Source organism: Anaerosporobacter faecicola, from assembly GCF_012070565.1.
GTDB classification, from domain to species: Bacteria; Bacillota; Clostridia; order Lachnospirales; family Lachnospiraceae; genus Anaerosporobacter; species Anaerosporobacter faecicola.
Map to the genome: position 1 here is coordinate 87,547 of NZ_JAAQRO010000032.1, position 25,174 is coordinate 112,720.

The window sequence follows — 25,174 nt, forward strand, 5'->3', positions numbered from 1 at the left end:
ACAATTACAGTAATCAGACTTTCGTTTTACAATTAAAATAAGATCGGGAGGTATTGCAAAATGAAAATTACACTTGTGCTTGTGGGTGCGCTTGTTGCATTGATGGCAGTTGGGTGCAAGAAAGGGGATTCTTCCCTTCGTGCAGAGGATGTTACCACCAATACAATTATAGTTAAGAAAGATGACACAGTGCAATCTTCATTTGTTGAGGAATTCGATAAGGAGTATTATAGCAAAGAAGAATTGGAAGAGTTTATTGATCAAGAAGTTAAGGAGTACAATGATCAGAATGGGGAAGAACAAGTGAAGATGAGTTCTATCCATGTAGCTGATAAGAAAGCAAGTGTTGTATTCTACTATCATGATATAGAAGATTACGCTAATTTTAATGGAATTGACACGAGGATTTTTACAATAGAACAGGCAGGTCAGGATTCGGATTTCTTAGCAGCAGAATTTATTAATGCGAAGACAGAGGATTCGGTTGCAAAGGATGTTGTATTACAAGAAGAAGAGGCACAGGTTTTGCTTTTACAGGAACCGGTTGTGATCAAAGTAGAAGGAACCGTACTATATTATAGCAATGTGAAAAAGATTGCGAAGAACGAATGGCAGGCAGATGGTGAGAATCTTGCTGTCGTTGTTTATAAGAAGAAATAGTGACAACCCTACATGGTATTCGATTTTGTGCAAACGCAACGGGAAATGACCGTTAACCCTTGCATCATAATATATTATTATATATAATAAGTAGAGCGTCAAAGGACGAAGTTGGCGTATTAAACATTTGATATCCACCTTGTTTAAGGTGTTATCTCCTGTTTTGTGGATTAAAAGTGAAAATATAGTTATAGAGTTGTGCTGTCAAGGACAATTGAATCTATAACTTATATCATTATAGAAAGTATTGAAAGGTAGAAAAGCAAATGGAAAAGACAATGGAAAAAATCGTAGCATTAGCCAAAGCAAGAGGATTTGTATATCCTGGTTCTGAAATCTATGGTGGTCTTGCAAATACTTGGGATTATGGTAACCTAGGTGTAGAATTGAAAAACAATGTAAAAAAAGCATGGTGGAAGAAATTTATTCAGGAAAATCCTTATAATGTCGGAGTTGATTGTGCGATTCTTATGAATCCACAAACATGGATCGCATCAGGTCACTTAGGAAGTTTCTCTGATCCATTAATGGACTGTAAGGAATGTAGAGAACGTTTTAGAGCGGACAAGATCATTGAAGACTTCATGGCTGAGAATAATATTACGATTGAAGGTTCTGTAGATGCTTGGTCCAATGAAGAAATGGCAAACTATATCGAAGAACATCAAATTGCCTGTCCAACTTGTGGAAAACATAACTTCACAGAGATTCGTCAATTTAACTTAATGTTTAAGACGTTCCAAGGTGTTACAGAAGATGCTAAGAATACCGTATATCTTAGACCAGAAACAGCACAAGGTATTTTTGTTAACTTTAAAAATGTTCAAAGAACTTCAAGAAAGAAGATTCCATTTGGTATTGGTCAAGTAGGTAAATCCTTCCGTAACGAGATTACACCAGGTAACTTTACATTCCGTACAAGAGAATTTGAACAGATGGAATTGGAATTCTTCTGTGAACCAGACACTGATCTTGAATGGTTTGCATATTGGAAAGAATTCTGTATTAAGTGGTTAAAAGATCTTGGTATGAAGGAAGATGAGATGCGAGTACGTGATCATGAAGCAGCGGAACTTTCCTTCTATAGCAAAGCAACATCAGATATCGAATTCTTATTCCCATTTGGTTGGGGAGAATTATGGGGAATTGCCGATCGTACTGATTATGATTTATCTAGACATCAAGAAGTATCAAAAGAAGATCTTTCTTACTATGATGATGAAAAGAAACAGAAATACGTACCATATGTAATCGAACCATCTCTTGGTGCTGACCGTGTTACATTAGCATTCTTATGTGGTGCTTATGATGAAGAAGAAATTGGAGAAGGAGATGTACGTACCGTATTACATTTCCATCCAGCATTAGCTCCAGTAAAAGTTGGGGTACTTCCTTTATCAAAGAAATTAGCAGAAGGTGCAGAAAAGATCTACGCAGAATTAAGCAAATACTATAATTGTGAATACGATGACAGAGGTAACATCGGAAAACGTTATAGAAGACAAGATGAAATCGGTACTCCATTCTGTATCACTTACGACTTCGAATCAGAAGAAGATGGTGCAGTAACGGTTCGTGATCGTGATACAATGCAACAAGAGCGTATTAAGATTACTGACTTAAAGGATTATTTTGATAAGAAATTAGCATTCTAATTTAAACAAGTGTTAAACATATGGTTCAAGCTAGCGCAAGCTTGGGTAAGTGGAATATAAACATTTATAATTTTCAATAGAGGAATCTTCACCATGTTGTGAACGTTGATATTCGTTATCGATGGTTATGACTTGGTGGAGATTTTTTTCGCATAGAAAAGTGGCGAAAGACTTTTGACCATGATATCATAATATGGTATAATATTACAGAAATTAGCTAAAAATATGGAGGAACGTAAATGAATATTCAACTTTATTTTTAATACTTATGATTTTCGTGTACTGAAACAGTTGGTTTGACATTTTATTAAGACGTCGAATACAAATTGTATCAGCAGAGCCGTGTAAATGAAAATCATAAGAAAGGAATGGCTACATGAATGAATTGAAGTAGCTGTACATAACATGTATTCAAAACAACATATGCTTACGGTGCTTCAAGAGATTGATGTAGTGATTAGGGAAAAAAGTTGAATACATATTTTGTGAGAAAGAAACGTTTGTTTTTTGGATATTGCCTATTGGTATTACTTATGGCTTTCACATCCATTATTTCAAATTGGTCTGTACAACCTTTGATTGACCATGTAGGGGATTGTACAGAAAGAAAATTATATATTTATATTGTTCTAGCAATTGGAACAACTTGTGTTGATATGAGTGTTTTCTGCATGCTGAGGGTTTTAAAAGAAAAATTACGATGTAGTTTTCTTGTTGATTTAAAGCAGGATTTGATGAAAGCAATACTTCAACGAGATTTTCAAACCTATTATGAGAAAGAACAATCCTTTTATGTGAACCTCCTAACGAGAGATGTGGATTGTATTAGCTCACAGTACTTTGACAGTATATGTGGAATATATAGCGTGGTTGTTAATACTATTATAACCTCAATAGCATTGGTCATAATCAATCCAGGAATTTATGGATTTTGTATTCTGATTGGAGGTGGTATGTCTTTACTTCCAAAATTATTTCAGAAACAATTAAGTGTGGCACAATCGAAATCCTCTGATTGCATGGAACGGTATCTTCATCGTCTGAAAGAACTGTTAGGTGGCTTTACCACAATAAAATTATCACGAATGCAGAACCGAATGCTCATATCAATAGAAAAGCGAAATTCGGATATGGAGAATGCTGTATATAAAAATGCAAAATTCGTTCAAATTGTTAGTTGGATATCTATGTTCGGGACTTCTCTTAGTTATGTAATCAGCATCGTAATCGGTGTTTATATGGTAAAAAAACAGCAACTTACCGTTGGCGAATTACTGGTAATTACACAGATGATTGGTGGAATAATTGTGCCTTTTGAAGAATTGCCCTATTATATATCCAGTCTAAGTTCATCGAAAATCATACAAGATAAAATGAAAAATGTACTGGGACGAGCAGGAGAAAGTACAGAAGGACTACAAAATTCAAAGATAAAGATCTGGGCCAAACAAAATAACGACAAGCAAAATAATAACAAAAAGATGGAGTATCAAGAGAATACATACAAAAAGATTTACACCCAAGTAAATAAATCATTAAAAGGTGAATTAAACCAGTGGAAATCTGATTATCTTCGACTTGATCAAGTTACATTTGGATATGAACCAGAGAAACCAATCCTTAAAGATATCGTATTTACATTTGGTAAAGGGAAAAAATATATCTTGGTAGGGGAAAGTGGAAGTGGAAAATCTACGCTTGTAAAACTACTGCTGAATATTGTAAGATGCGATCATGGTATGGTTTTTTTGAGAGAAAGACCAATTAAAGAATATCCGGAAGAATGGTTCTATCAGGAAGTACATTATATGGAGCAGGAACCATTTCTATTCGATGATACCATTTATGAAAATATTCTTTTAGGGCGTAAAGAATCGGAGAAACGAGTACTTGAAGTGTTAAAACAGGTAGGACTATATGAACGAGTGCAACATATGGAAGCAGGAATTTATTCTAGGATTGAAGAGCAGGGAAGAAATCTATCTGTAGGAGAGAAGCAGAGAATAGGAATAGCAAGAGCAATCCTTAGTGGAGCAAGATTCTTATTGTTTGATGAAATGACGGCCAATATTGATCCCGTATTGGCAATGGAATTAGAGAGGGAGATCTTCGCTCTGACAGATGTTACTTGCCTACTTATTACTCACCAATTTCATTCTTCAATAATGCAAAAATGTGACGAAATACTAGTACTTGCAGACGGACAGATTGTGGAACATGGAAAACTACAGGAATTGATAAATCTGCATGGAAAGTTCTATGCAATGTATCGAGAAGCATGTTTTCAAACGAAACAACTGGTTTATGAAAAATAAATAAGGTAAAGAGTGGATTACGGAAAGAATCAAAACATTCACCGAAGAGTTGGAAGTTATGATTAAGAAGATGAAAGGCATTCGAGAGGTTGTTAATCAGTAGAAAATAGTGTTTCATTTGGCTTTATAAGAAAATATTATAGATAGCAGATGATACAAGCTGTTCATTCGATTAGAGAAGAAAGAACAGCTTGTATCATGGTTAGAAAAGTTAATGTTAATACTAGATATAAAAGAGAAAAAGAGTAAGGATTATTCGTTTATAAGTAAATTATGCCAAGCATACATATACAAAATGCGAGAGAAAACAGCATTTTAAGAAGGTTCGATAAAAAATTCACAAATTGCAATATTTAAGCTTATTCATTGAATAATATCGATTTCATAATACTATTTATTATAAATGAATATAAATGAACAAGGTAAAATGTATAAAATAAAAAATATTAAATGAATAAAATAAGTAAAAATGCATAATAACAATGGATATCAATGGTATATAAATAGTTTGGTAAGTAAAAAATACGAAAAAAATAGTTTCTTAATTATACAAACTATGCTATAATAGGTTTCGGTGGCAAACACGTTAAAATAAGGTGTTATGCCCAGTATTTGGTCTATTTTAAAGGTGGACAAGTACAGATCAAATCAGAGAATATTCTGGTAATTCTTGATACGACAGCCAATACATTTTTTCGTTTGTACATATTAGGTATTGGTTTGTTTGCGTGACTAGCAAAATGGTCGTACGAATTAAATATTAGGAGGTAAATAACACAATGGCAAAATGGGTATATTTATTTAAAGAAGGCAATGCTGACATGAGAAACCTTCTTGGTGGTAAAGGTGCAAACTTAGCTGAAATGACAAATTTAGGCTTACCAGTACCTCAAGGTTTTACAATCACTACAGAAGCTTGTACTCAGTACTATGAAGATGGTAAGAAGATCAATGATGAAATCATGGGACAAATCATGGATCATATTGCAAAAATGGAAGAAATCACAGGTAAGAAATTTGGTGATAAAGAAAATCCATTATTAGTTTCTGTACGTTCTGGTGCAAGAGCATCTATGCCAGGTATGATGGATACTATCTTAAATCTTGGTTTAAATGAAGAAGTAGTTGAAGTATTAGCTAAAAAATCAGGAAACCCTCGTTGGGCTTGGGATTGCTACAGAAGATTCATTCAAATGTTCTCTGACGTAGTAATGGAAGTTGGTAAAAAATACTTTGAAGAATTAATTGACAAGATGAAAGCAGCTAAGGGAGTTACTCAAGATGTTGAGTTAACTGCTGATGATTTAAAAGAACTTGCAAATCAATTCAAAGCTGAATATAAATCAAAAATCGGTTCTGAATTCCCAGTTGATCCTAAGGAACAATTAATGGAAGCAATCAAAGCCGTATTCCGTTCATGGGATAACCCACGTGCTAATGTATATCGTCGTGATAACGATATCCCTTATTCTTGGGGTACTGCAGTTAACGTACAGATGATGGCATTCGGTAACATGGGTGAAACTTCTGGTACAGGTGTTGCATTTACTCGTAACCCTGCAACTGGAGAAAAGAAACTTATGGGTGAATTCTTAATGAACGCTCAAGGTGAAGACGTTGTTGCTGGTGTTCGTACACCTCAAAAGATTGATCAATTAAAAGAAGTTATGCCAGAAGTTTATGATCAATTCGTTGAAATTTGCAAGACTCTTGAAGATCATTATAGAGATATGCAAGATATGGAATTCACAATTGAAGACAGACATCTTTACATGTTACAAACTCGTAATGGTAAGAGAACAGCAAAAGCTGCTCTTAAGATCGCTTGTGATTTAGTTGATGAAGGAATGATCTCAGAAGAAAAAGCAGTTGCTATGATCGACCCTAGAAACCTTGATTCTTTACTTCATCCACAATTCGATGCTGATGCAGTTAAGAAAGCAGAACCAATTGCAAAAGCTCTTGCAGCAGCTCCTGGTGCAGCTTGTGGTAAGATCGTATTCACTGCTGATGATGCAAAAGCATGGGCAGAAAAAGGTGAAAAAGTTGTATTAGTTCGTCTTGAAACTTCTCCAGAAGATATCGAAGGTATGAAAGCAGCTCAAGGTATCTTAACAGTTCGTGGTGGTATGACTTCACATGCAGCTGTAGTTGCACGTGGTATGGGTACTTGCTGTGTATCTGGTTGTTCAGAAATCAATATGGACGAAGAAAATAAGAAATTCACTCTTGCTGGAAAAGAATATCATGAAGGAGATATTATCTCATTTGATGGTTCTACAGGTAAGATTTATGATGGCGCTATGCCAACAGTAGATGCTACAATCGCTGGTGAATTCGGAAGAATCATGGGTTGGGCAGATAAATTCAGAAAATTAAAAGTTAGAACAAATGCTGATACTCCTGCAGATGCTAAGAAAGCTCGTGAACTTGGCGCTGAAGGTATTGGTCTTTGCCGTACAGAGCATATGTTCTTCGAAGGAAACAGAATTGATGCATTCCGTGAAATGATCTGTTCTGATACAGTAGAAGAAAGAGAAGCAGCACTTGCTAAGATTCTTCCTGTACAACAAGATGACTTCGAAAAATTATACGAAGCTTTAGAGGGATGCCCAGTAACAATTCGTTTCTTAGATCCACCTCTACATGAATTCGTTCCAACTGATGAAGAAGATATTGAAAAACTTGCAAAATCTCAAGGTAAATCAGTTGAAACAATCAAAGCAATCATTGCTTCTTTACATGAATTCAACCCAATGATGGGTCACAGAGGATGTCGTCTTGCTGTTACTTATCCTGAAATTGCTAAGATGCAAACAACTGCAGTTATCCGTGCAGCAATCAATGTAAAGAAAGCACATCCAGAATGGACAATCAAACCAGAAATCATGATTCCATTAATCTGTGATATCAAAGAATTAAAGGTTGTTAAGAAAGTAGTTGTTGATACTGCTGATGCAGAAATCAAAGCAGCTGGTTCTGATATGACTTATGAAGTAGGAACAATGATCGAAATCCCTAGAGCAGCTCTTACAGCTGATGAAATCGCTTCAGAAGCTGAATTCTTCTGCTTCGGTACAAACGATTTAACTCAAATGACATTCGGTTTCTCTCGTGATGATGCTGGTAAATTCTTAGATGCTTACTACGATGCTAAGATCTTTGAAAGCGATCCATTTGCAAGACTTGATCAATCAGGTGTTGGTAAATTAATGGAAATGTCAATCAAACTTGGTAAAGCAGTTCGTCCAGAATTACATGTAGGTATCTGTGGAGAACATGGTGGAGATCCAACATCAGTTGAATTCTGTCACAAACTTGGTTTGAACTATGTATCTTGTTCACCATTCCGTGTACCAATCGCAAGATTAGCAGCAGCTCAAGCAGCTATTGCAAACAAATAGGCATCGCATAAGCGAATAGCTTATTTGAAAGTGAATAAATGATAAGATTTCCCCTATTGTCTGCAAATGACAATAGGGGATTTTTATTTAGAAGTATAAGTAGGATTTGTTCATTGGAACCGAGAGCGGTCGCACAGAATCATTCTCAGGAATAATTGTTTTTAATTCGAGTGGAAGTTTTAGTTGATATCCATTCGAATTTAATGTATTATTCTTTTGTAAGATTAAGTGTAAGGAACTGCGTACAATTCTTAGTGTGATACCCCTAATAGCAAACCACAAGTTGAACTGGTGGTTGTAGACTTAGGGATAACAATAGATTTTATGAGGAGATTCACAACAATGAATACTTTTATTATAAAAGACATACTTGTAAAAGAGAATAGAATTGATTATGAATATGTTATAGAAGGTGAATGGAAGAAGTATTTCTCAACGAAGGCTGAGTTCTGGGTTGAATATAGTGAAGATATTGAAGACATGCCAAAGGCATTAGCTGCTGTTCCGTTGGTTAGTAATGTGATTGTACTTGCGTCAATATTTAATGCAAAAATACAAGTTCCTTGTTTAGACAAGGATTTTTATGAGTCAATCAATGCGTTTATGGCTGGATTTGCAAACATGTATCCGGTTATTCCGTTTAAATATCAGGATGTGATCTATTGCGATTGTATAGTTGACACTAAAAGTAATAACAGAAAAAACGATGATAATAATGCGCTACTGTACTTTAGTGGAGGTGTGGATGCGTATACATCTTTGATTCGCCATGAGCAAGAAAACTTAATCTTGTTTACGGTGTGTGGAGCGGATATAGCTTATAACAATGAGCAAGGATTTTTGAATATCTTTGAGAAGAATTTGCAAATTGCAAAAAAACATAACATGGATATTGTGTCTTGCGTATCAACGTTACGGGAGTTTATTAATGAGAAAGAAATATATGACTATATTTTTCCGTTAATAAACGACAATTTTTGGCATGCTTTCCAGCATGGATTAGGCATGTTTGGTTTAGCTGCGGGAATGGTGCATTGTTTTGATTTGAAAAAATTGTATTTTGCATCTTCGTTTTGTGATAAGGATGAGGATTACACCTGTGGATCGGATCCAACGATTGACAACTATGTGCATATTGGATCTTCGGTTGTATGTCATGATGGTTATGATTTAAGCCGTCAAGATAAAATTGCTAGTTTATGTAGATATAGAAATGAAAAGAACAAAAAATTGGAACTTAGAGTGTGTTATAGTTCGAGCAAGGGGGAAAATTGCTGTAAGTGTGAAAAGTGCGTTCGAACTATGTTGGGAATTTTAGTGAATGGTGGAAATCCAAATGAGTTTGGTTTTGCTTATGATAGAGACACAATATATAAGAATCTGGTCAAAGCATTGTTGGTATATAGTGAATCTCCACAAATTGCTTATACAATTTATAATGAAATATTTGAAAAATTGAAATTAATGTATTCCTACGAAGACTTTCCAGATGAGATTAAAGTGTTTTACAATTCTGACTTCTATGATGTAATGCGAATGTTGGATGTTATTCGACTGCAGATGGTAGAAGAAATGAAAATGTATGAAAAGACTGATGAGAATGATATTGGAAGTTTATTATATAAAGATTATGTTGAAATGGATGCCAAAACACATAAGAGATTTATAAAACAAATTAACCAGTCAAGCGAAATTAGACCTGCTCAAAATACTGGCTATTGGATTGGTAATGGTGGATTTATGATAGATTCGAATGGAGATGTGAATGTTCAATCGAGTACTATTATAATTACTCGAAAAAAATTAAGTATAATAATAGAAGGTTGGGCTGCTGATTTTATGAATGGTTCGCCATTGGCGTTATTAACGGTAAAGTTAAATAATAAAATATATAGTGCGAACTATGGTGGAGAGAATAATAATCTTGCAAAACATTTTGGAAATGCGGCATATAGAAATATAGTGTATGACATAGTGTTGCCTTTTAAAGAATTGGAGAAGGCAAAAAAAATATCGTTTTGTATGTATAGTTATGATGGTGATCAGTTAATTTGTTATCCAGATATCGAATATGCAATTGTTGTGAAGAAGGAATGTCATTAGGATTATTTAAGAAAATAAAATCGCAAAAAAGAAAAAATTATATTTATGAAATACATAAAATTTCTGTCAAATAAAACTAAAAATTATAATAAGGGGCTGTCGCGACAGTGAACCGCTCCCCGTCAAGTAGACAATCAAAAAATAAAAAGTTATTTCTGCCACCAAGCAAAGCTGGTGGCAGTTTTTATGCTACCAACATATATAATTCCCCAGAATCCTTCCATTGGTCCATTGTCAATACATTTTGCAACGCTAGACATACTTTGTGTCATTCCTGCAGCTTCCAGTTTGTTGTGAAAGATTCGATTTGTATATTGAAATCCCGTCGCTATGACACAGTGGATGTGCATCAGGATTATCGGCAATTGCTTAATCAAAAGTGTAGAACGTCCCTTGTTGTTTGTAGGTAAAAATTTGGATGAACAATATACTAAGGGAAAACCTGATAAAAAGTAAAAACCAATTCTCTTTAAACGTGAGTATATTCCCTTGTTACGTTATATTCACCAATAATAAATAATGGTATCATTATGTTAGGAGGTGTTCCAATGAGAAATGTAAATCTGAAAATTGCAGAGTTAAGAAAACAAAAGCAGATTGGACAACAAGAACTAGCAAAAGTATTGGGGGTTACGTATCAAACTATTAGCAAATGGGAAACAGGAGTAACCATGCCAGATATTCTGTTGTTGCCTGCGATAGCAGAGTATTTTGAGGTAACTGTTGATCAGGTACTAGGATTACAGCCGTTATCTATGCAACAATATAAGCAGAGGAATACAGATGATCGTGACAGCTGGAGTGAGAATACGGACAAACTATTTCAGAATAGAAAGAATTTTTGGAATCAGGATTACTTGCAATTCTTAATAGATAAAGTATGGAAAATTGTAAAACCAATAAAGGTTATTGATTTTTGGTGTGGTGATGGTTACTTAGGAAAACAGTTATTGGAACTTTTGCCAAAAGGGAGTTCTTATACGGGGGTAGATCATGCATATTTTATTGAGAAAGCAAGAACGACATTTGAAGGAGCAACAATTCCTTCCAGTTTTGTGGAATCTAATATATATGAATTCCGTACCGTGGAACAATATGATCTTGCAATTTGTCAATGTTGTTTACGGCATTTGAATAAGCCGAAGGCTGCAATGTATACAATGGTGGAATCTGTGAAAAAAGGCGGTTTGGTTGTTTGTGTCGAAGTAAATCGAGAGTTTGAGAATGATGGAACATATCTAGACGGAATGGATTATGACGAGTTATGTACGAATTTTGATTACCATCCTCTTTGGAGAACAGAACTTGAAAAAGAGGGAAGAGATTATGCTATTGGTATGCGTGCACCATTTTATATGGAACAGTTGGGGTTACATGATATTGATGTGAGAATGAATGATAAGGTGATGTTCACTTCTGTAAGTGATCCAAATTATGAGCAGAAAGCAAAGAGTTTTATAGAAATCAATGGTTATGATCAGGAACGAGGAATTGCAGAAAGTGAAAGCATGATTGATTTCTTTATGAATCGTGGAATAAAGCGAGCGGAAGCTGAAAAACTTGTCATGATGCAGACAAAGATAGCACATCATTTTACAAAAGAGGAAAAGAAAAGCTTCCTTAAAGTACATGGGTTAATGATTACATATGGAACGAAGTAATGGATTGGTAAAATATAGGAATAATGAGAAAGAAATTGATAAGGATTGAAGGACAAAGCAATAGTCATGAAAAAATCAAAGGAGGTGCCCATATGACGATAGAGCCATACAAAGGAATTGCAGAGATATATGAAGAAATCCGTCCCTCCTACCCTCAGGAATTAATTCAGGACATAATTAATTCCACGTATTTGTCGTATTGCGACAGGATATTAGAGATTGGAGCAGGGACAGGAAAAGCAACAACTTTATTCGCAGAACGAGGATATGGAGTACATGCAATAGAGATTGGAGAAGATATGGCGGAAATCCTTAGAAAGAAGTGTTCTCCATATCAATTGGTTACTGTGGAGGTATGTTCCTTTGAAGACTGGATCAATTCAGAAAAAGAGGAATATCATCTAATCTATTCAGCGCAAGCATTTCATTGGATTAAGAAAGAAATCAAATATAAAAAATGCTATGATCTACTAGAGAAAGCCGGCTATCTGGTATTGTTCTGGTATGCACCCACAAATAATAAATCATTCGAACGGCTGAAACTGGACGAACAGATTAATAAAATAGTTGATCAGTACATAAAAAAATCGGAAGGAAATAAAAGGAGTCCATGTAAAGATAGTGAGAAACAAAGTGTAGGACAAAGTGAGAAACAAAGCGAGGAACAAAAGGACAATCATATTGAAAAAAATACAAGCAAACTACCAGTAAGACGAACACACACAGGAGTCTACAGTGCAGACGAACGAAAAAAAGAAATTGAAGAAAGTGGCTTATTCCAAATTATTGAACAAAAGGAATATCTCCATAAGATAATCAATACGCCAGAACAATATGTACAGGCAATGCGTTCTGTGCCTGCCTTTGCTTCTTGCCTAGATCGAATGGAAGAGAGTATTATTAAGGAATTAGAGAATAAAATTATATCCCTCATAATTGCTTATGGGGGATATGTGGAAGAAGAGTTTCAATACTCTTTATATATTGCACAGAAGTTCGTTCGTGTCTAGTAGAAAGTAATTCTCTAATCTTGCAATAGCATGGCACCTATTGAAGTTCTATACTAGCGTTTACAAAGAGGCAGAATCAATTTCACACAAAATCCACCATACTGGCTGTGAGAAATGATTGTTTGTCCATTGTGAACTGCCAGAATCTGTTTTACAATAAGCAGTCCAAGACCATGCCGTTGCTCGGTTGTAGTATCATCACATACCATATAATGTGGCGTTGTATTTAACTGGTGAATCTGCTCATCGGTAGCGCCTACGCCATTGTCGGCAACCGTTATCATACAAGAGTCGTCTAAAGATTGCACGGTAACATAGATGGTACAGCCGTTCTCGTTATGGTTAATAGAATTTTGAATCAAATTCATGATGGCCCTTCTTAGTAAATCTTGATCTGCCTGAATCAAACAAGTATTTGGGCTTGTATCTGTTTCCCATTCGATCGGATGGGTATGATCAATATCGGTATTCATAAAATCAACGACAACCTGTCGAACAACAGCAACAGCATTCATTTTGCTAGGTTGAATCGGCTGCATGTTATATTCCAGTTTGGAGGCTAGGTTTAGGTCATTAATTAAGTTTTGCATCTTCTGGCTTTGGCGAAGAATGACCATTGCTTTTTTCTGTTGTTCTTCTGTAAGATGCGTATCGGATTCTAATTGCCCAGCATATCCCATGACCATGGAAAGAGGAGTACGGATATCATGGGAAACCCCAGCAATCCAATTGGCGCGAGCAGTTTCTTTTCGTCTTAATTGTGACTTTTGCTTCTGTAATATTTCAGAAGTTTGATTGATGCTGACGGCAAGTTCTGACAGCAGTCCTTTTTCCAATATATGAACAGGATTACTGGTGGAAAGCGATTGAATTCCATTTATGATTGGTTTAATAGAGGTTAGCAGTTTGGAATTTGCTAAAACATAGATGATCAGGAGTAATAAGATATTCGCAAACACTATGGCAAGTAGGATTTTAGGTAAGTTTGCAATCAGATGATAATCCCAGCTTGGCCACATATGCTTCCAATAACTCTCTTTTGGGTAACCAAGGACAAGTAAACCATTTTCTGATTCCCCTGTAAATGTTGGATAACCAGCGATATAGCCACGTGTAACGTTGGATATAGAAGAGGCGGTATAGGAAAGAGGTACGCAGTTCGGTAGATGATCACTTTTCCATACAACTTGAAGTGTCGTATTGTCAATCAAGATTGCCCAAGCATGGGCTTCTTGGAGTTGGGTAGTACTCTCTTTCGATAAGACAATCCCTTGCTCCGTGGATTGTAATGCCTTAGCGGTTTCTGCTGCAGTAACCCAAGGGGAGCCATTAGATAATTGCTTGGAAGCGATGATGGCGAATACGACTGCATTAAGCAAAAGAAGCATGAGGGAGCTAAGGAGCAAGAGACCAACATAACGACGAATGAGTTTCGGAACACTTTTCATAAAAATCACCATTCCCTTTCAACAATTAATTTGTATCCTAAGCCTTTAATCGTAACTAAAGATACAGGTTTGGAAGGGTTTTCTTCAATCTTTTCTCGGATTCGTCTGATATGAGCCATTAAGGAATTTTCATAGCCATATGGGTTATCGCCCCATGCTGCTTCACAAAGTGTATCAATGGTTACAATTCGACCGGCATTGCGGTAAAGTGCGGATAATAATTCGTGTTCTTTGGCTGTAAGAGGGATATGTTCGTCCGCTTTGATTACTTCAGCACGAGAAAAATCAATGGTACTGCTATGTAACTTGACAAGAGGATTTTCTCTTTTGTAGCTTCGTCTAAGAATTGCCATAACACGAAAAAGAAGTTCTTTCGGTAAGAATGGCTTAACCATGTAATCGTCTGCTCCAAGAGAGAACCCTTTCCATTTGTCCTCCTCTTCACCACGGGCAGTTAAGAATAGAACGGGATAGTCCTGTTCCTTTCTTACTTGTTCCATTAAGGAAAAACCACTTCCATCGGGGAGCATTACATCAAGGATTACCATTTCAGGAGAATATTCTTTGATTTGAGACATTGCTTCTTTTACATTGCTAGCAGTATGAATGTTGGTAAATCCATCTTCTGTTAAGATGGATACAACCATATCTAAAAGTTCCTGTTCATCATCCACGAGCAAGATCCGTTTTGATTTTAAATAGGATAATTCCATTCAGAAACACCTTCTTTCTGCTACTTATTATAGCATAGATCTTGTTAATTTATCTGTTTTGATAAAAATGTAAGGTAGATGTAAGGTAGGGAGAAGGATAGCGCAAGGTTCTTTCTGTAAACTAAAAGACAGAAAGAAAGGAGTAAATGCGATGAATATCATTGAAACGAAAAACCTTACAAAATCCTATGGTAATTTTACTGCGGTGTCAGGGGTGAACCTTCATATCCCCAGAGGAACGGTATACGGATTTTTAGGACCAAATGGAGCTGGAAAATCCACTACGATGAAAATGTTCTTAGGGCTTACGAAACCGACGGAAGGAACGTTCTCCATTGATAACAAAAGATATCCAGAAGATCGAGTGGAGATTTTGAAAGAAGTGGGATCTTTTATTGAAGCACCGGCATTCTATGGAAATCTTAGTGGCGAAGAGAATCTGGAAATTATCCGTAAAATCTTAGGACTTCCGAAAGCCTCTGTTAAAGAAGCATTAGAGCTAGTTGGTCTTACCGAACACAGAAAACGTCTTGCAAAGAAGTATTCATTAGGTATGAAACAGAGATTGGGACTTGCGAGTGCACTAATTGGAAGACCACCAATTCTGATTCTTGATGAACCGACGAATGGACTTGATCCGGTTGGGATACATGAGATTCGGACATTGATTCGGTCATTACCACAGAAGTTCAATTGTACGGTATTCGTCTCTTCTCATTTGTTGTCTGAAATCGAATTAATGGCAGACAACATCGGAATACTGAATCACGGACATCTTATTTTTGAAGGAACACTTCCTATGTTAAAGAGAAATGCTTCGCTGCAAGGATTTCCAACGGAAAACTTGGAGGAAACATTTTTGGCAATGATTGATGAAGATAATAGACAAAGGAGTGGTAAGAGATGAGTATTGCACTAGAATGGAAGAAAACAAAGCGAACGGGCTTTTTCCTTACATTTGTGGCAGGTGGACTTCTTGCAGGGGCAGTACCGATCCTTAATATGATGGTTCGTGAGAAGTGTTATGTTGGAAGAAAAGAACCTGCAGTTGACATCATACTCAATGCGAACTGGCAGTTGATGGCCATGCTTACGATTCTTCTCCTACTGGTGGGAGCCTGTATGCTGTACCATACCGAATATGCAGACAATGCCATACAGAGAATGCGTACGATGCCAAAAAGGGAATGTGGTCTTTTCTACAGTAAATGTGGTCTACTTCTCTTCATGAGTATCTTCCTTGTTTTCCTGCAAGCGTTAGCAATTTATTTCTGTATGGTTCACTGGTTTGCGTATACAGCAGAACAGATTTCTGTATTGATTTATAATTTTAGTTATACATTCATCTTGTTGTTACCATCTGTCTTTGGGTTCCTCTTGATCGCTTCTGTGTGTAACAATATGTGGATTCCACTTGGAATTGGCGTTGTCTGCATATTTACAGCAACAATGTTACCAACAAACAATCGCTGGCTATCTCTATTTCCGTTTGCACTACCATTCCAAACGTATGTAGGGAAGGATTGGAATACGATACGAATGGATCTCTTAGCAGCAGTGGTTGAAAGCATGTTGGCGTGTATCGCGGAAGGGATAATCTTGAAAGGAAGGAGGGCTTTGGCATGAGTTTGAAATCACTTATTGGAATTGAGTATACAAAAATTAGGCGTTCAAAAATTGGAGTGATTCTATTACTAGCAACATGCATTCTTTGGATTCCATCCATCGTGAATGCAGATTTAAATTTTACGATGCAGGCAGAAGGAATCACACCTGAGAATAATTTCTTCATACAGGGATTTATGGCAATGTCTTGGTTTATGTTTCCTGCAACGATGCTTGTAAGTACTGTTTTGATAAATCAGACGGAAAGAAAGAATAGTGGAATGTTAAAAATGTTGTCTATGCCGATTTCTATCTGGAGATTGTGTTTGGCAAAATATGTGGTATTACTTACTTTAGCGGCATTGCAGATTATGATGTCAGTGGGAATGTATTATATAAGTGCTGCTATCGCCTCTCAGACACAAGAGTATAATTTGCTCTTGTCTCCGTTGTTTGTATGTAAGGAAGCTGCTTTGATCTGGTTATCAGCCATTCCAATGTTGGCAATCTTTTGGCTCTTAACGATATGCATACAGACACCAATTGTGCCGATTGGCCTTGGATTTGCCTCGATTGTTCCTTCCGTATTAATCATTAATACAAAATTCTGGTTTGCGTATCCAATGGCATATCCATTCTTTTTCATTACATCAGAGTACGGAAAACTAGCAAAAAATCTAACAACAACACAAGCAGAACCAATACCGTGGATTCCAACAGCAATCTTCATTACACTTGTATGCGTTTTGTTATCCTGTATAAGGTTTGGAAAGTATGAAAGGAGATAAGTAGTATGAAAGAGCGAATAATAACCTTGATCAGTACGATCATGATGTGTGTACCATGGACAATTCTACCATTAAGAATGAACCAGTGGGCCCTTAAGTCCCCAACTGCTGAGATCATGATTGCCAGCTATGCAGCATTTATGATTCTCAGCGGAGTTTTTACTGTTTGGGCATATACAAAAGGAAATGTAAAGAATGGTTTGATGAAACTATGTGTTGTAATGAATAGTGTATATAGTGTTGGTGGTTTGGTAGCTTTTGCGATGATGTTACTTCCTAAATTGGTGTAAGCAAGTTACGACCTTGTCTTGTAGATTCGAATGATCACACCATCTTTGGTTGGTTCCCCAATTCCAGTCAGGCTGGTTGTTTCCCACTCTGCAAGACAGGCGCTATCTGTAACAATAGTAGGACAACAATGTGCAAGATCACGAGCATTGTTTTCAATAAAAAGATGGCAAGGATTTCCTTCGTGATCAATCCCTTCTAACATATATCTAGCGGACAAGAGACATTCTCCTGTTTTCTCAATCTTCTGGGTGTCAACACAGGCACCAATTGTATTACCTTGAAAATAAGGACCATTTGCTTTTGCAGTAAATGGAATCATGCAGATATCTTTTGTATGTCCAATCACATGGAGCGATTTCTCGATTATAACATCAATTGTTAACAATAATTCCATAAGAACTCCTTCCTACTGTATAGATAACTTCCTTAGTACTGTTACGGGTGAAGCTAAGGGAGAGAAAGTTTTTAGGCGTTTATAGAAATCAACGACTCGTTCATAACTTTCAAGCGCAAAGTTTGATTTAATAATAGCAGTGAGGATACGGCATGTCAATTCTAAGGGGCGATATTTGCTACCGTGTTGAACGGTAGGCAAATATCGTTGAGTCTAGTTGCATTAACGTGTATGAGAAAAACAATCAAAAGTTATTGAATTGGTATGATGTTAAACATTGTGAGTATAGCTGCACATTACTATGATTCAAAAATATGTTTCGTTAATATAATAAATATAATTAATATGTATTACAGTTATGTCAATGCATGGTTTATAATATAAACATAGATGGTTCTTGTGTTAGAAACAAGACGAAAAATTCGAACAAGAGAGGCTGTAACCAACGATTGATTAAACGGTTACAAGAGGTATATCCGATACAGAAAGATCAGAAGGTTTTGTTCCCATTCGAGCGAATTGAGTTCCTAGCAAGAAAGTAATAGAGGAAAAACCAAACGGAACGGACAGGAAGAAAGGAGTAGACAAATGCGTGATTTAGAAAGAATACAACAATTAGTAGGAACGATTACAGAAGAAGATTTGTTGCATGTTGACATCGCAGTTAGTGATACAGTGGGAATCTTTGTGCCAAGTACAGGGTTTTGCCAATATGCCATAACACCAAATCATACGCATCCCTCTTATATGTTTAATATATTTGTTCTAGAAAATCAGCAAGTGATAAAGCAAAGTATTGCCCTTTCAGAGAACCATTTACTTGCCTGCGTGCTATCTCCAGACGTTCCTCATACGGAGGAGGAAGGGGATAACTTCAATCGTTATTATGCAGTGATGGTAGATAAGAACTATATGGAGAAGGTCTATGCGGCGTATACGGGGAGGCAAGTACCGATGTTCATCTGGCATCAATTTCAGGTAGATCAAAACATTGTGTTCTATATAAAACAGTTTATGGAAGAATATGAGAACCAAAGTAGGAAAGAAAATGGAATCTTGTCACAACTTTCCGATATCCTTGTACATAAAATAGTGAGATGCATGTTAGAGATGGAGCAAGAAGAGAACAAACTTACCCAGGATTTTGGCGTGGAGAAAGCAAAACAATACATGTTACAAAATTATGGAAAGAAGATAACAGTAGCTGACTTAGCCAAGGAAGCCAATGCATCTATATCCCATTTTGAAAGACAGTTTAAGAAAACCTATGGTTGTTCACCGATACAGTATCTACTTCAGATCCGATTGGAAAAGGCAAAGTCGTATCTACGAATGGAGGAGAATCAGATTACGGAGATTGCATTACAATGTGGATTTTCCAGTGCATCAAGTTTCATTTCACGGTTTCAATCATATACAGGAGTGCGTCCAACACAGTACCGAAAATCATATCAAGTTGAAATGGATGAGAAGATAATACGTAATTAAGCAATATTTTGATAGTTTCTCTGAATAAAGACTGTTACTATATACCCAATACCCATATTTGAAAATTGCTCAGGGCCAATCTTGAAACAATCGCATGTTTCCTGATGTGGTATATCCAACAAATCGTTTATGGGATTGAGAATTATAGGATTATTAGGGAGGAACGAACGATGATGACAAAAAATGAAGTAATTGAAGCAATCAACAAAAACCCCGTATTTTATCTAGCAACTGTAGAAGAGGATCAGCCTCGTGTCCGTGGAATGTTACTATATTCTGCTGATGAGAATGAAATTGTATTCCACACTGCCAAAATGCGCGATGTATATAAGCAACTTATGAAGAATGACCGTGCAGAGTTATGTTTCAATGCCGATGGTGTACAGATTCGAATTAGTGGAAAGTTGGAACTCATTGAGGACAATGCTCTAAAAGATGAGATTGCCAATCATCCGACAAGAAAGTTTTTGGATAAATGGAGAAATTCGATAACAGTAGAAGAATTTCATCAACAGTTTGCAGTATTTCGTTTAACAAAAGGAAACATTACCTTATGGACGATGGAACGTAATATTGAACCCAAGATCGAATTGGAATTCTAAGCGATATTTTGAATCATGAAAAGATAGCAAATAATCGAAATTAGAGTTTATATAAGAGATGAGCAGAAATGCGAGGGTTGAGAAGAATCGCAGATCGTGCTAGAAAGAATTATACAAATTATACATAACACAAATAGAAGAACCAAATCCACAGTTGCTTGCATTGCAACATGTGGATTTGGTTTTTTATATAAAAGGAAAGTCTTCCGACTTTCCTTTTATATAACCTTCCGTGGGATGCACACTCGCACATAAGGTAGATGTCAGCTGAAGCTGGCGCGGAGAACAAAGTGTACTTTGAAACATTTATTAACTTTGTTCTATTCTCAATTCAAAGTGTTTATTTTGTTTAAAGCCTGAAGAGCATTAGAAAGTCAGAAGAACAATAAGAAAGTCAGAAAAACGGACAAGGGGATTTCGCAAAAATAGTCGAGAAGATGAAACGAAAAATCGATATGATGTTAGATGTCAACAGAAACACAGAGGTGTTAACAGAAATAACTTGCACTTGGTGATTTGTAGAGTGTACAAATTACCAGACTTTTGAAAGGGTAAGGTGAAAAAGATGAGAGAAGTGATAAAGGTTGAGAATCTTTCCAAGTTTTATGGAAAGGAGCAAGCAGTAGATAATCTAAACTTTTCTGTTGAAAAAGGAAAGGTATTTGGTTTACTTGGGGCGAATGGTGCTGGAAAAAGCACGAGTATAGAATGTATACTTGGAACGAGGAAAGCAGATGGTGGAACGGTACAGATCTTAGGAAAGAATCCGTGGACAGATCGAAAAGAGATTTTTGAAAAAGTGGGAGTACAATTTCAAGAAGCAAATTATCAGCAGGAGATTCGGGTAAATGAATTGTGTGAAGAAACGGCAGCTCTTTATAAAGAACCGGAAAATTGGGAATTACTCTTATCAGAATTTGGAATTGACAAGAAAAAGAAGAATGCAGTAAAAGATCTGTCAGGAGGAGAACGACAACGACTGTTCATTGTACTTGCATTGATACCAAAACCGGAATTGGTCTTTCTTGATGAATTAACAACAGGTTTGGATGCAAAAGCAAGAAGAGGTGTTTGGAAGATTCTCGAACGGCTAAAAGCGAAAGGCCTTACGATAATCTTAACCTCACATTTTATGGATGAAGTGGAGGCATTATGCGATACCATCTGTATCTTGCGAAAAGGAAAAACCGTGTTTTATGGCACGGTAAAGGAAGCAATTCAAGAAAGTCCTTATGAGAAGTTTGAGGATGCATATTTGTGGATTTCAGGTGAGGAGGAAGAATAGGATGAAGACATTCAAAAAAATGCTGAAGATCGAAGGTAGATTATCGATTCGTGATATGAATATGGTGATATTTGCAATCATTATGCCACTTGTTGTGCTAATAATCATGGGAGTGATTTACGGAAAGAAACCAGCGTTTGACGGAGCAACGTACACCTTCTTAGAACAATCCTTTGGTGCATTAAGCACCATCGCCATTTGTGCAGGTGGACTAATGGGTTTACCAATCATGATTGCAGATTATCGTGAGAGAAAGATTTTGAAGCGGTTTCAAGTAACGCCAATCAGCGCAGGAATGATCTTAACCGTACATTTGGTGATCTATTCCTTATACTCCTTGCTATCCGTCGTTCTGCTTTGGATTGCAGCTCGTGTATTCTGGGGAGTAGAGATTCGCGGATCTCTTGGTGTGTTTGTCCTTGGTTGGTTCCTGGTTTTGGTATCCATGTTGAGTATCGGAATGTTGGTTGGTGGTGTAGCAAAGAATTCGAAGCAAGCATCGGTAATCGCTTCTGTTCTATATTTTCCAATGCTAGTTTTTTCAGGAGCAACGTTACCATATGAAGTAATGCCAGGTGGAATGCAAAAGGTGGTGGATGTTATGCCGCTAACCCAGGGAATTAAGATTCTGAAAGCAGCGACGTTAGGAGAGTCCGTCGGTCAAGTATTTGTACCAATCGTAATAATGGTGGCACTTGCGTTGATCTGTATTGTTTGTTCTGTGCGGTATTTCCGTTGGGAATAGGGTCAGGTAAAACTAGAATTTAATTCAGTAAAGGTATCGTTTTTACAGGAAAATATTTAATATTTTCCTGTAATGGAGTACAATAAAGAGGGAGGCGATCAGATGGAAGAGAAGACATTGGCTGTTCAAAGAATGCAGGATTACATCGAAAAACATGTAAATGAAACAATTACTTTAGCGGATTTGGCTAAAGTTTCATTGTTTTCTCCGTGGTATGCCCATCGTTTGTTTAAAGAGTATACCAACTATTCACCAGCAGATTATATACGTCGTTTACGGTTATCCCGTTCTGCCGTTCGTTTGCAAAAGGAACATTGTAAGATCATTGATATTGCATATGAACTGGGATTTCAGAGCGTGGATGGATACCAGAGAGCATTCTATCGGGAATTTGGTTGGAATCCGAGTGAATATGCAAAAAATCCGGTCCCAATCCCTTTATTTATTCCTTATGGTGTAATCTATAATGAGATTCGAAAGGAGCATAAAAAAATGAATGAAGTAAAAAATGTATTTATACAGATCATAAAGAAGCCTGCAAGAAAGGTTCTTATAAAAAGAGGTAAAGAAGCAATCGATTATTTTGGGTATTGTGAAGAAGTTGGTTGTGAAGTTTGGGGGTTACTGGCAAGTATGAAATCCATAAGTGGAGAACCCGTTTGCCTGTGGTTGCCTGATCAATATAGAAAACCTGGAACATCTCTCTATGTACAAGGGGTAGAGGTTCCGTTAGATTATGATGGAATCATTCCAGAGGGATTGGATGAAATTACATTACCAGAAGCAGAATATCTGATGTTTCAAGGAGAACCATTCTTAGAGAAAGAGTACTGCCAGGCAATTGATGGTGTACAAGAAGCAATAAAGAAATTCGATCCTACAATCCGTGGATATGAATGGGATGAACAGAATCCGAAGATTCAATTAGAGCCGATTGGGAAAAGGGGATACATTGAAATGTTAGCGGTAAAATCTATTATGTAGGAAAGAATCTATTTGCAAAAGAGGAACCACGGAACGTTTTGTCGTAAAGAATCAATGTAAGAATACAGGAAAATTACAAAGCCACAAAAGTAGTTACGAATAAGGTAGCTACTTTTGTGGCTTTTTTATATAATAGGGATGTACTTTTATGTTCCTATTATATAATCCCTCTGGGGGGGAGGCACATTCTCAAATTAAAAATATGAACGTATGTGGAATAGAAAAGTTGTTCTTTAGAAACAAAGGTTGAATTGAAATATTAAGGTAGATGAAAGGAAGGGTATTATGAACGTAATTATACGAAAAGAAACAGAAGCGGACCAATATGCATCTGAGCTAGTGGCGAAACGAGCATTCTGGAACAAGCATCACCCAGGTTGCTCCGAACATTATCTTGTACATAAGCTTCGCTTGGATCAGACGTATATTCCAGAGTTAACAAGAGTGGCGGAAGTCGATGGGAAAGTAGTTGGATTGATCATGTATGCGATATCCTCTTTAGTACGAGGAGAAGAGAAAATTGAAGTTCTTACCTTTGGACCATTATGTGTTGATCCAGATTATCAGGCAAAAGGGATCGGAGGCAGATTACTAGAATCTTCACTAGAAGATGCAAGGAAAATGGGATATCGAGGTGTTGTGATTTTTGGTGAACCAGATTATTATCCGTTACATGGTTTTAAGACTTGTGACTATTGGAAGATTGCCACACTTGACGGAAAGAATTTTGATTCATTTCTTGGATATGAACTAATTCCAGGAGGGCTTGCGTATCCCGGAGCAAAGTTTCAGGAAGCTGCGGTATATAGTGAATTACCAGCAGAGGAAGTAGAGGAATACGATAAGAAGTTTCCGTATATGGAGAAGTTACGGCTACCAGGACAATGGCCAGATGAAGAATAAGAATACGTATTCCGAAATAGGAAAAGATTTGCTATAATAGTACAAGGAATAGAGCGTTAATTCTTATTAAGACGTTCATGATTGTGGGAGGAAGATCAGTGAAAAGTATGAAAAGATTGGGAAGTGTCATTCTAATCGTATTGTTGCTTGTAGTAAGCGTTGGAGAACATGTTCCTGTACATGCAATTGCTACAAAGCAAGCAAGTAGCCAAGCAAAGGTAACGATAACCAAAAAGAAGACAACCATAACAGCGGGAAAGTCCTATACATTTCGAGCAAAGACGGAAGGAACAACGGAGACAATCACTTGGTCTGTTTCCAACAAAAAGATTGGAACGATAACAAAGGCAGGTAAATTCTCAGCAAAACGTGCGGGAAAAGTAACCATAACAGCCAAAGCTGGTACTGCTTCAGCGAAGGTGAAAGTTACCGTGAAGGGAAAACAAATCATCGCGATTGACCCAGGGCACCAAAGCAAAGGAAACAATGAAAAGGAAGCCATTGGACCAGGAGCAAAGACGACCAAAGCCAAAGTAGCTTCGGGAACATCAGGAGTGAGTTCGAAGGTTCCAGAGTATAAGCTTACCTTGGAAGTTTCTTTGAAACTAAAAGAGGAATTGTTGGACCGCGGCTATGAGGTAGTTTTAACAAGAGACACGAATGATGTGAATATTAGTAATAAGGAAAGGGCACTTTTCGCAAATGAAAGTGGTGCTGACATCTGTATTCGTATTCATGCAGATGGATCTACCAATGCCAGTGTAACTGGAGCGAGTGCATTGTATCCGTCCACGAAGAATCCTTATGTATCCAAATTAAGCAAAGCAAGCAAAAAACTTGCTAATTCGGTTATCAAAAGTTATTGCAAGAAAACTGGTGCGAAAAACCGTGGGATTGTAGCGAGAGATGATTTGACAGGAACCAATTGGAGTACCATTCCGGTAATTGTTCTGGAGATGGGATTTATGAGTAATGCAAAAGAAGACAAACGAATGCAGACAGACAGCTATCAGAAGAAGATTGTTGAAGGAATCTGTAATGGTATTGATTCGTATTACAAGTAACAATATGTGTATGCTTCCAGGTGATATATCATGAAAAAGTGTGCCGAAGTAAGACA

The 25,174-nt window shown here is 36.7% G+C and carries 21 protein-coding genes and 1 pseudogene; 18 read left to right on the forward strand and 4 right to left on the reverse strand.

The features are described from left to right. The first annotated feature begins 60 nt into the window (after positions 1 to 60). The 5 genes from HBB17_RS14500 to HBB17_RS14520 all read left to right on the forward strand — a co-directional run bounded on the left by HBB17_RS14500 (position 61) and on the right by HBB17_RS14520 (position 10,137). Positions 61 to 660: a hypothetical protein gene (locus tag HBB17_RS14500; RefSeq protein ID WP_167958229.1), complete on the forward strand. Its 600-nt coding sequence runs from the start codon at positions 61 to 63 to the stop codon at positions 658 to 660. 266 nt (positions 661 to 926) lie between these two features. Further along, on the forward strand, positions 927 to 2,315 hold the full coding sequence (locus HBB17_RS14505; RefSeq protein WP_167958230.1) for a glycine--tRNA ligase: 1,389 nt from the start codon (positions 927 to 929) through the stop codon (positions 2,313 to 2,315). Positions 2,316 to 2,800: 485 nt separating this feature from the next. Beyond that, a complete protein-coding gene (locus tag HBB17_RS14510) occupies positions 2,801 to 4,630 on the forward strand; it encodes an ABC transporter ATP-binding protein (RefSeq protein WP_167958231.1) in 1,830 nt (609 codons plus the stop codon). A gap of 779 nt (positions 4,631 to 5,409) precedes the next feature. Then, the gene (gene ppdK / locus HBB17_RS14515; RefSeq protein ID WP_167958232.1) at positions 5,410 to 8,034 is read left to right on the forward strand and encodes a pyruvate, phosphate dikinase; all 2,625 of its coding nucleotides are present in this window, start codon (positions 5,410 to 5,412) and stop codon (positions 8,032 to 8,034) included. Between the two features lie 342 nt (positions 8,035 to 8,376). Continuing rightward, on the forward strand, positions 8,377 to 10,137 hold the full coding sequence (locus HBB17_RS14520; RefSeq protein WP_167958233.1) for a hypothetical protein: 1,761 nt from the start codon (positions 8,377 to 8,379) through the stop codon (positions 10,135 to 10,137). A 200-nt stretch (positions 10,138 to 10,337) separates the two neighbouring features. On the opposite strand, the pseudogene HBB17_RS20475 reads toward HBB17_RS14520, so the two are convergent. Next, positions 10,338 to 10,460, reverse strand: a pseudogene (locus HBB17_RS20475) (IS3 family transposase); the annotation flags it as partial. Positions 10,461 to 10,685: 225 nt separating this feature from the next. Between HBB17_RS20475 and HBB17_RS14530 the strand changes: the two are divergent. Beyond that, a complete protein-coding gene (locus tag HBB17_RS14530; RefSeq protein ID WP_167958234.1) occupies positions 10,686 to 11,798 on the forward strand; it encodes a helix-turn-helix domain-containing protein in 1,113 nt (370 codons plus the stop codon). 92 nt (positions 11,799 to 11,890) lie between these two features. Continuing rightward, on the forward strand, positions 11,891 to 12,808 hold the full coding sequence (locus HBB17_RS14535) for a class I SAM-dependent methyltransferase (RefSeq protein ID WP_167958235.1): 918 nt from the start codon (positions 11,891 to 11,893) through the stop codon (positions 12,806 to 12,808). Positions 12,809 to 12,861: 53 nt separating this feature from the next. Here HBB17_RS14535 and HBB17_RS14540 read toward each other — a convergent pair whose 3' ends face one another. Together HBB17_RS14540 and HBB17_RS14545 are read right to left on the reverse strand one after the other, a co-directional pair. Next, positions 12,862 to 14,256 carry a sensor histidine kinase gene (locus tag HBB17_RS14540; protein WP_167958236.1) on the reverse strand — a complete coding sequence of 465 codons (1,395 nt, stop codon included), beginning with the start codon at positions 14,254 to 14,256 and terminating at the stop codon, positions 12,862 to 12,864. A 5-nt stretch (positions 14,257 to 14,261) separates the two neighbouring features. Beyond that, complete coding sequence (locus tag HBB17_RS14545; RefSeq protein ID WP_167958237.1) at positions 14,262 to 14,969, reverse strand: response regulator transcription factor; 708 nt, start codon at positions 14,967 to 14,969, stop codon at positions 14,262 to 14,264. Positions 14,970 to 15,120: 151 nt separating this feature from the next. On the opposite strand from HBB17_RS14545, the gene HBB17_RS14550 reads away from it, so the two are divergent. The 4 genes from HBB17_RS14550 to HBB17_RS14565 are packed head-to-tail and all read left to right on the forward strand — an operon-like array spanning position 15,121 to position 17,652. Continuing rightward, a complete protein-coding gene (locus tag HBB17_RS14550; RefSeq protein ID WP_167958238.1) occupies positions 15,121 to 15,876 on the forward strand; it encodes an ABC transporter ATP-binding protein in 756 nt (251 codons plus the stop codon). After that, on the forward strand, positions 15,873 to 16,595 hold the full coding sequence (locus tag HBB17_RS14555) for an ABC transporter permease (protein ID WP_167958239.1): 723 nt from the start codon (positions 15,873 to 15,875) through the stop codon (positions 16,593 to 16,595). The genes HBB17_RS14550 and HBB17_RS14555 overlap by 4 nt, the downstream gene beginning before the upstream one ends. Further along, positions 16,592 to 17,362, forward strand: a complete 771-nt coding sequence (locus HBB17_RS14560) for an ABC transporter permease (protein ID WP_167958240.1) — start codon at positions 16,592 to 16,594, stop codon at positions 17,360 to 17,362. The genes HBB17_RS14555 and HBB17_RS14560 overlap by 4 nt, the downstream gene beginning before the upstream one ends. Positions 17,363 to 17,367: 5 nt before the next feature. Next, complete coding sequence (locus HBB17_RS14565) at positions 17,368 to 17,652, forward strand: hypothetical protein (RefSeq protein ID WP_167958241.1); 285 nt, start codon at positions 17,368 to 17,370, stop codon at positions 17,650 to 17,652. Positions 17,653 to 17,657: 5 nt separating this feature from the next. Here HBB17_RS14565 and HBB17_RS14570 read toward each other — a convergent pair whose 3' ends face one another. Then, the gene (locus HBB17_RS14570; protein WP_167958242.1) at positions 17,658 to 18,047 is read right to left on the reverse strand and encodes a hypothetical protein; all 390 of its coding nucleotides are present in this window, start codon (positions 18,045 to 18,047) and stop codon (positions 17,658 to 17,660) included. A 588-nt stretch (positions 18,048 to 18,635) separates the two neighbouring features. Between HBB17_RS14570 and HBB17_RS20360 the strand changes: the two genes are divergently transcribed. From HBB17_RS20360 to HBB17_RS14605, 7 genes are all read left to right on the forward strand, one after another. Further along, the gene (locus HBB17_RS20360; RefSeq protein ID WP_207717361.1) at positions 18,636 to 19,535 is read left to right on the forward strand and encodes a helix-turn-helix transcriptional regulator; all 900 of its coding nucleotides are present in this window, start codon (positions 18,636 to 18,638) and stop codon (positions 19,533 to 19,535) included. A 170-nt stretch (positions 19,536 to 19,705) separates the two neighbouring features. Further along, entirely contained in the window at positions 19,706 to 20,137 is a 432-nt protein-coding gene (locus HBB17_RS14580) for a pyridoxamine 5'-phosphate oxidase family protein (RefSeq protein ID WP_238483758.1), read from the forward strand. Positions 20,138 to 20,702: 565 nt separating this feature from the next. Beyond that, the gene (locus HBB17_RS14585) at positions 20,703 to 21,422 is read left to right on the forward strand and encodes an ABC transporter ATP-binding protein (RefSeq protein WP_167958243.1); all 720 of its coding nucleotides are present in this window, start codon (positions 20,703 to 20,705) and stop codon (positions 21,420 to 21,422) included. 1 nt (position 21,423) lies between these two features. Continuing rightward, entirely contained in the window at positions 21,424 to 22,167 is a 744-nt protein-coding gene (locus HBB17_RS14590) for an ABC transporter permease (RefSeq protein WP_167958244.1), read from the forward strand. A gap of 102 nt (positions 22,168 to 22,269) precedes the next feature. Continuing rightward, positions 22,270 to 23,151 (forward strand): helix-turn-helix domain-containing protein, encoded by an 882-nt coding sequence (locus HBB17_RS14595; RefSeq protein ID WP_167958245.1) that lies wholly within the window; start codon positions 22,270 to 22,272, stop codon positions 23,149 to 23,151. Between the two features lie 285 nt (positions 23,152 to 23,436). Beyond that, a complete protein-coding gene (locus tag HBB17_RS14600) occupies positions 23,437 to 24,054 on the forward strand; it encodes a GNAT family N-acetyltransferase (RefSeq protein ID WP_167958246.1) in 618 nt (205 codons plus the stop codon). A 107-nt stretch (positions 24,055 to 24,161) separates the two neighbouring features. Continuing rightward, the gene (locus tag HBB17_RS14605) at positions 24,162 to 25,118 is read left to right on the forward strand and encodes an N-acetylmuramoyl-L-alanine amidase (protein WP_167958275.1); all 957 of its coding nucleotides are present in this window, start codon (positions 24,162 to 24,164) and stop codon (positions 25,116 to 25,118) included. Positions 25,119 to 25,174: the final 56 nt, after the last annotated feature.